General features: G+C 69.0%; 2 protein-coding genes and 1 pseudogene. All 3 read left to right on the forward strand.

Going from position 1 to position 6,851, the window contains the following annotated elements:
• Positions 1-86 precede the first annotated feature (86 nt).
• A complete protein-coding gene (locus AC1DY5_RS36305) occupies positions 87-3,194 on the forward strand; it encodes an efflux RND transporter permease subunit (RefSeq protein WP_478119328.1) in 3,108 nt (1,035 codons plus the stop codon).
• Positions 3,195-3,225: 31 nt separating this feature from the next.
• A complete protein-coding gene (locus AC1DY5_RS36310) occupies positions 3,226-6,513 on the forward strand; it encodes an efflux RND transporter permease subunit (protein WP_478119329.1) in 3,288 nt (1,095 codons plus the stop codon).
• Positions 6,510-6,851, forward strand: a pseudogene (locus AC1DY5_RS36315) (RND transporter); the annotation flags it as partial. The gene AC1DY5_RS36310 and the pseudogene AC1DY5_RS36315, both read left to right, overlap by 4 nt.

A 6,851-nucleotide genomic window follows, 5' to 3' on the forward strand; every position in this document is an offset into this window, starting at 1 on the left:
CCTCCGGCCCGCGCGGGCCGCGAACGCCCGGAGGGCCGGGTGGCGAGGGCCGCAGGCAGCGGCCTGCGCCGCAGTAAGGAGGCGTGGTGAGTCCCTCGCGTCCCTTCATCGAGCGGCCGGTCGCGACCGCGCTGCTGATGCTCGCGATCGTGCTCGCGGGCTTGGTCGGCTTCCGCTTCCTGCCGCTGGCGGCGCTGCCGCAGGTCGACTATCCGACGATCCAGGTGCAGACGCTCTATCCGGGCGCCAGCCCCGAGGTCATGAGCCGCACCGTCACTGCGCCGCTGGAGCGCCAGTTCGGCCAGATGGCCGGGCTCGACCGCATGAGCTCGACCAGCGCCACCGGTGTCTCGATCGTCACGCTGCAGTTCGCGCTCGACCAGACCCTGGACGTCGCCGAGCAGCAGGTGCAGGCGGCGATCAATGCCGGCGGCTCGCTGCTGCCGGCCGACCTGCCGGCGCCGCCGGTGTATGCCAAGGTCAACCCGGCCGATGCGCCGATCCTGACCCTGGCCGTGAGCTCCGAGACCATGCCGCTGACCGAGGTGYAGAACCTCGTCAACACGCGGCTGGCGCAGAAGATCAGCCAGGTCGGCGGCGTCGGACTGGTGTCGCTGTCGGGCGGCCAGCGCCCGGCGGTGCGGATCCAGGCGAACACCAACGCGCTGGCCGCGGTCGGCATCGGGCTGGACACCCTGCGCACCGCGATCGCGGCCGCCAACGCCAACAGCGCCAAGGGCGGCTTCGACGGCCCGAAGCGCGCCTACACGATCAACGCCAACGACCAGCTGGTGACCGCGGCCGACTACAAGAACCTGATCGTGGCCTGGAAGAACGGCGCGCCGGTGCGCATGAGCGACGTCGCGCGCGTCATCGACGGCGCCGAGAACACCCAGCTCGGCGCCTGGGCCGGCGCCAACGCGAAGCAGGGCGAGCAGGACGGCAAGCTCTATCCGGCCATCATCCTCAACGTGCAGCGCCAGCCCGGCGCCAACGTGATCGGCACGGTCGACGGCATCAAGAAGCTGCTGCCCGAACTCGAGGCCTCGCTGCCGGGCGCGCTCAAGGTCGAGGTGCTGAGCGACCGCACCACCGGCATCCGGGCCTCGGTGCGCCACGTGCAGCTGGAGCTCGCGCTGGCGGTGGTGATGGTGGTGCTGGTGATCTTCTTCTTCCTGCACAGCGTGCGCGCCACGGTGATCGCCAGCATCGCGGTGCCGATCTCGCTGATCGGCACCTGCGGACTGATGTACCTGCTGGGCTACAGCCTCAACAACCTGAGCCTGATGGCGCTGACCATCGCGACTGGCTTCGTGGTCGACGACGCGATCGTGATGATCGAGAACATCGCGCGCTACCTCGAAGAGGGCGACCCGCCGTTCCAGGCCGCGTTGAAGGGCGCGACGCAGATCGGCTTCACGATCATTTCACTGACGGTGTCGCTGGTCGCGGTGCTGATCCCGCTGTTGTTCATGGGCGACGTGGTCGGGCGATTGTTCCGCGAGTTCGCGGTGACGCTGGCGATCACGATCCTGATCTCGGCCGTGGTCTCGCTAACCCTGGTGCCGATGATGTCGGCGCGCTGGCTCAAGCCGCAGGCCGAGGAAGGCGGGCGCTTCGGTGCCGCGGTGCAGCGCTTCTTCGACCGCGTGATCGCGCGCTACGACATCTGGCTGCAGTGGGTGTTCCGCCACCAGCCGCTGACGCTGGTGGTGGCGCTGCTGACGCTGGCGCTCACGGTGGCGCTCTACGTGTGGATTCCCAAGGGCCTGTTTCCGACCCAGGATACCGGCCAGCTCAAGGCCCGCGTGCAGGCTGCCCAGGAAGTGTCCTATGTCCGCATGGCCGAGCTGCAGCAGTCCGCGGCCAACATCGTACTGGCCGACCCGGACGTGCAGAGCCTGAGCTCGGTGGTCGGGGTCGATGCGGCCAACAACATGGCGCTCAACACCGGCAGCATGCTGATCAACCTGCGCGCCGGCCACGGCGACCAGGCCGTGGTGATGCAGCGGCTGCGCGAGCGGGTGCGCGACGGCGTGGCTGGCGTGTCGCTCTACCTCCAGCCGACGCAGGATCTGACCATCGACGCCGAGACCGGCCCGACCGAGTTCCGCGTCTCGCTCGAAGGCGCCGACACGACGACGGTGAACGAGTGGGCGCTGAAGCTGGTCGAGCGCCTGCGCAGCGTGACGCAGGTGCGCAATCCGACCACCGACGCCGGCGCCAAGGGCCTGTCGGCCTATGTCGACATCGACCGCAACACGGCGTCGCGGCTGTCGGTGACGGCGAGCTCGGTCGACGATGCGCTTTACAGCGCCTTCGGCCAGCGCATCGTCTCGACCATCTTCACCGAGACCAACCAGTACCGCGTGATCCTCGAGGCCCAGCGCGAGCCGCTGTCCTCGCCGGAGGGCCTGGGCACGCTGCAGCTGCGCACCGGCGCCGGCACGGCGACGCCGTTGTCCGCGCTGGCCACGGTGCGCGAGCAGTTCGCGCCGCTGCAGGTCACGCGCGTGGCGCAGTACCCGGCCGCGACCGTCGGCTTCGACACGCCGCCGGGCGTGTCGCTCGGCAAGTCGGTGGCGGCGATCCGCGCCGCGGCGAAGGAGATCGCGCTGCCGCCGAGCGTGAGCATGACCTTTCTCGGCGCCGCCGGCGCCTACGAGAAGTCGCTGACCAACCAGCTGTGGCTGATTCTGGCCGCGGTGGTGTGCGTGTACATCGTGCTGGGCGTGCTCTACGAGAGCTACATCCATCCGCTGACCATCCTGTCGACCTTGCCTTCGGCCGGTGTCGGTGCGCTGCTGGCGCTGATGATGACCGGCAACGACCTCGGGGTGATCGGCATCATCGGCATCATCCTCTTGATCGGCATCGTGAAGAAGAACGCGATCATGATGATCGACTTCGCGATCGACGCCGAGCGCAGCCAGGGCAAGGGCCCGCTGGAGGCGATCCACCAGGCGGCGCTGCTGCGCTTCCGCCCGATCCTGATGACCACGCTGGCGGCGCTCTTCGCGGCGCTGCCGCTGATGCTGGGCTGGGGCGAGGGCGCCGAGCTTCGGCGGCCGCTGGGGCTGGCGATTTTTGGCGGGCTGGTGGTGAGCCAGGTGCTGACCTTGTTCACGACGCCCGTCATCTATCTCGCCTTCGATCGGCTGGGGCGGCGGTTCGGGCAGAGGGTTGCGGCATGACTTGCGGCCTCACGCAAGACTGAGAGGCCCCATGAACCTCTCCAAGCCCTTTGTTGAGCGCCCGATCGCCACGATGCTGCTGACCATCGGCATCGCGCTGGCCGGCATCGTCGCCTTCTTCGTGCTGCCGGTGTCGCCGCTGCCGCAGGTCGACTACCCGACGATCTCGGTGCAGGCCAGCCTGGCCGGCGCAAGCCCCAGCACCATGGCGTCGAGCGTCGCCACGCCGCTGGAGCGACGGCTCGGCATCATCCCCGGCGTCAACGAGTTGACTTCGACCAGTTCCAACGGCTCGGCCCGCGTCACGCTGCAGTTCGACCTGAGCCGCAACATCGACAGCGCCGCGCGCGAAGTGCAGGCCGCGATCAACGCCGCCCGCGCCGACCTGCCGGCCACCTTGCGCAGCAACCCGACCTACCGCAAGCGCAACCCGACCGCGGCGCCGGTCATCATCCTGGCGCTGACCTCGAAGACCCGCACGCCGGGCCAGATCTACGAGGCGGTCTCCAACATCGTGAGCCAGCGGCTGTCGCAGGTCGAGGGCGTCGGCGAGGTCGAGATCGGCGGCGGCTCGCTGCCCGCGGTGCGGGTCGAGCTCGAGCCCTTCGCGCTCAACCGCTTCGGCATCAGCACTGAGGACGTGCGGGCCGCGATCCAGGCCAACAATGCCAACCGGCCCAAGGGCGCGATCGAGAGCGCCGACCGCCGGCTGCAGATCTACACGCCAGCCCCGGGCCGGCACGCTTCCGAATACCGCGACATGGTGATCGCCTGGCGCAACAATGCCGCGGTGCGCCTGGGCGACGTGGCGCGCGTGATCGACAGCGTCGAGAACACGCGAACCCTGGGCCTCTTCAACGGCGAGCCGGCGGTGATCGTGCTGGTCACGCAATCGCCGGGCGCCAACATCATCGAGACCGTCGATGGCGTGCGCGAGCTGCTGCCCGAACTGCGCGCGCAATTGCCGCAGGACATCGATGTCCAGGTCGCCTCCGACCGCACCAACTCCATCCGTGCCTCGCTGCGCGAGATCGAGGCCACCTTGATGATCTCGGTGGCGCTGGTGGTGCTGGTGGTCGGCCTGTTCCTGCGCAGAGCGCGCGCCACCATCGTGCCCGCGGTTGCCACCGTGGTGTCGCTGCTCGGCACCTTCGGCGTCATGTACCTGCTGGGCTACAGCCTCAACAACCTGAGCCTGATGGCGCTCACAGTTGCCACCGGCTTCGTGGTCGACGACGCGATCGTGGTACTCGAGAACACCACGCGCCATGTCGAGGCCGGCATGAACCGCATCGAGGCGGCGCTGCGCGGCGCCCGCGAGGTCGGCTTCACGGTGCTGTCGATCAGCCTGTCGCTGGTGGCGGTGTTCATCCCGCTGCTGTTCATGGGCGGGCAGGTCGGGCGGTTGTTCCGCGAGTTCGCGGTGACGCTGTCGGCCTCGGTGCTGATCTCGCTGGTGATCTCGCTCACCACCACGCCGATGCTGTGCGCGATGTTGTTGCGCAGCGAGGCCGAGGAGGGCGATCGCAAGCTGCCCGGGCGCCTGCGCGCCGGGTTCGGCCGGCTGGCCGAGCGGGCCTGGAGCGGCACGCTGCGCACCTACGGCCACAGCCTCGACTGGGCTCTGGCCAGCAAGGGCGTCGTGATCGCGGTGCTGTTGGCCGTGATCGGGCTCAATGTCTATCTGTTCAACGCCATCCCCAAGGGCTACTTCCCGCAGCAGGACAACGGCCAGCTCAACGCCGGGCTGCGCGCCGACCAGAGCATCTCGTCGGGCGCGATCGCCGACAAGCTGCGCCAGGCGGTGGACATCATCCGCAAGGATCCGGCGGTCGATACCGTGGTCGGCTTCTCGGGCGGCGCCCGCTCGGGCGGCGGCTTCATGTTCGTCAACCTCAAGCCGGTGTCGCAGCGCAGCGAGAAGACGCAGGCCGTGATCGACCGTCTGCGGCCCCAGCTCAACCAGCTGAGCGGCTTGCGCGTATTCCTGAGTCCGGTGCAGGACCTGCGCATGGGCGGGCGTTCGAGCAACTCGAGCTACCAGTACACGCTCAAGAGCGACAACCTGGCCGACCTGCGCACCTGGTCCACCAAGCTGGCCGACCGGTTGCGGCAGGAGACTGCGCTGACCGACGTCGACAGCGACGATGCCGACAATGGCGTCGAGACTTTCGTCGACGTCGACCGCGAGGCCGCCGCGCGGCTCGGCGTGACCTCGACCGCGGTCGACAACGCGCTCTACAACGCCTATGGCCAGCGCGCGGTGGCGACCATCTACGACGAGCTCAACCAGTACTCGGTGGTGATGGAGTGGGCGCCGCGCTTCCAGCGCTCGCCGATCGTCCTGAAGGACCTGTACGTGCCCTCGACGTTGAAAACGACCACCGACGCCAGTGGCCAGTCGATCACCAGTTCGGTCGAGAACACGACCGACGCCAACACCGGCACCTCGACCACGGTGTCGGCCAATCCGGCTCTGCGCACCGCCTCGACCGGCCARCAGATCGCCACCGACACCACGCTCATGGTGCCGCTCTCGGCCTTCGCCAAGCTCGGCGAGCGGGCGGTGCCGACCTCGATCGACCACCAGGACACCGAGCTCGCGAGCACCGTCTCGTTCAGCCTGGCCGATGGCGTCAGCCTGTCGGACGCCAAGCGCATCGTGGCCGAGGCCGAGGCCGACATCGCGATGCCGATCAACGTGCGCGGCAGCTTCCAGGGCACGGCGCTGGCGGCGCAGCAGTCGCAGGGGCAGCAGTGGTTCCTGATCGTCGCGGCGCTGATCGTGATCTACATCGTGCTGGGCGTGCTCTACGAGAGCCTGGTGCATCCGATCACGGTGCTGACCACGCTGCCCTCGGCCGGTGTCGGCGCGGTGCTGGCGCTGCTGCTGTTTCGTATGGAGTTCTCGATCATCGCGTTGATCGGCGTGTTCCTGCTGATCGGCATCGTCAAGAAGAACGCGATCCTGATCATCGACTTCGCGCTCGAGGCCGAGCGCTCGCGCGGCCTCAGCGCGACCGAGGCGGTGCGCGAGGCCTGCTTGCTGCGCTTCCGGCCGATCCTGATGACCACACTTGCGGCGGCGCTCGGCGCGCTGCCGCTGGCGATCGGCTTCGGGCTCGGCTCGGAGCTGCGCCAACCGCTGGGCGTCGCCATCATCGGCGGATTGATCGCCAGCCAGTTGCTGACCCTCCTGACCACGCCGGTCGTCTACGTGCTGCTCGACAAGCTGCGCCGTCGACCCGCCAACGAAAAGTTCCTGAGCCGCGGCGCGTCCCCGCTGGCCGGCACACCCGAGATCGCATCGAACCCATGACTGCAGTCAAACGTCTTTTTCCCCGGCTTCCCGTGGCACTGGCCCTGGCGGCAATGCTGGCCGGCTGTGCCGTCGGCCCGGCCTACGAGCGGCCGCCGGTGGCCGCGCCGGCGGCCTGGAAGTCGGCCCCCGCGGAAGCCGGCTGGCAACCCGCCGCACCGGCCGACGCCTTCGACCGCGGCGAATGGTGGAAGCTCTTCGGCGACGCCACGCTGGACGACCTGGCCTCGCGCGTGCAGGTTTCGAACCAGAACATCGCCGCCGCGATCGCCAACTACGCGCAGGCCCAGGCGCTGGTGCGCGGCCAGCGCGCGGCCCTGTTCCCGCAGGTCACGCTC

The sequence above is a fragment of the Variovorax sp. P4_D9 genome (assembly GCF_056401695.1).